This window comes from Limosilactobacillus galli (assembly GCF_947381495.1).
Classification (GTDB): Bacteria; Bacillota; Bacilli; order Lactobacillales; family Lactobacillaceae; genus Limosilactobacillus; species Limosilactobacillus galli.
Window position 1 is genome coordinate 1 of sequence record NZ_CANCWK010000086.1, and the last position, 1,822, is coordinate 1,822.

A 1,822-nucleotide genomic window follows, 5' to 3' on the forward strand; every position below is an offset into this window, starting at 1 on the left:
AATAGTGGTGCTCATCAAGGTCCTTCTTTCTAATGGATTGTGTGGTAACACCATTAAAGACCTTGATGGGTTTTTCTATCCACTTAAATGTTCAACTTAAATTTTACAATCTGCCGTTTTGAAAACCGGTGTCACAATGTCGTGTTTTTCTTCCATTAAAAAATGCCTCCCGTACTAAAGTTGTCTTTAGTATAGGAGGCTGCAACGGGATTGCCTAGACGTATCGTTATTGACTGCTTACAGTGAGTATACAAAAAATGCAGGAAAACCGACAATTTTAAACCGCCGATTTCCTACATTTTACAGCCGCCCTCTACAATTTATGTTATGAATTTGCTACGACGGTTTGAGTAGTTGCTTAATCCCGCTTTTTACGGAATCCGGCACTGCCCAACAAACCAACTAAGCCTGCAATGACTAAGCCAACCAAGCCTGCACCACGTTGTGTTTCGTTACCAGTTTGTGGTAATTGATCTTTTTCATTACCAGACTGTTGAGTAGAACTATGCTTTGTAACGTCACTGGAGTTATCACTTTGAATATGACCAGCTTGGTTACCGTTCCTTTCATTAGTTGCAGAATTATCTTGGTCATCGACTGAATTACTCTTAACAGTAATTCCGTTAATAGCTGCAATTCCATTGTTCTTAGCAGTTTGAACGTCTTCATCAGTGGAAGCACTCCGAACGTTTTCCTTAGCCTGGTTAGCTGCGTTCTGAGCTTGATCAATAAGGCTTTGTTTTTGGTCATCAGTTAAGTTAGCATTGTTGATTTCTTCAATCTTTTTAGCTAAAGCATCATCAATTGCGTTAATGGCATCATCTTTAGTTGCAGAAGTAGCAGGAACATTAATGTTGTTAATCGTTTCAACACCATTATTCTTGGCAGCTTCAACAACCGCATTAGTAGTAGCGGCATCAATAGCGTCCTTTGCAGCGTCAGCTTCTTGATCTACCAAGTCGTTTAAAGGCTTGGCTTCTTCAGCAGTTAATGGCGCCTTCGCAATTGCTCTCTTCTTAGCGGCAACTGCTGCATCAATTGCAGCCTTTGCACTTACCTTGTCGATTGCGAGCTTACCTGCATCCATTGCATCTGCAACACCTTGGTTATCAGAAGCATTCTTGATGTTTTCTTTAGCATCATCAACAGCTTTGTCAATTTGATCCTTTGCTGTTTGCTTTTGATCATCAGTTAAACCTGAAGTTTCATCGATGGCCTTCTTAGCAGCAGCAGCTGTGTTATCGAGATCACTATTAGCGTCATTCTTGGTCTTAGAAGATGTTGGAATTTCAACAGCATTAATAGCTTCAACACCATTTTCCTTAGCAGTTTTTACTGCATCGTTAGTTGTTGCTTTATTGATGTTAGCAATTGCGTCATCATCAAGTTTTTGTGCTTGGTTAACTAACGCGGTTTTTTCTTCAGCAGTTAAGTTAGTACCGTTAATTGCAGCCTTCTTATCTGCTAATGCAGCATTGATTGCGTTAATGGCATCAGTCTTAGAAACTGAAGCAGGGATTTCAACAGCATTAATAGCCTTTTCACCATTGGTTTGCGCTGTATTAACATCAGCGTCTTTAGTGGCAGCATCAATATTGCCCTTAGCTTTTTGAACTTCACCAGCAACTTGCTTCTTCAAATCAGCCTTTTCTTCATCAGTTAAGTTTGAAGCATCGATTGCATCGTTTTTAGCCTTAGCAGCTTTATCAATGGCATCCTTAGCGTTCTTCTTAACACCAGAATCAGTTGGAACAGCCTTTTCAATCTCTGCGACACCAGCTTTACCAGCTTGGCTTGCACCATCGTTAGTAGTTGCCTTAGC

At 40.5% G+C, this 1,822-nt stretch carries 1 protein-coding gene; it reads right to left on the bottom strand.

The genetic code is table 11. The features are described 5' to 3' along the window. Positions 1-358: 358 nt before the first annotated feature. Positions 359-1,822, bottom strand: a 1,464-nt coding sequence (locus QOS10_RS09220) for a DUF1542 domain-containing protein (protein WP_283595182.1), incomplete at its 5' end; no start/stop codon positions are given.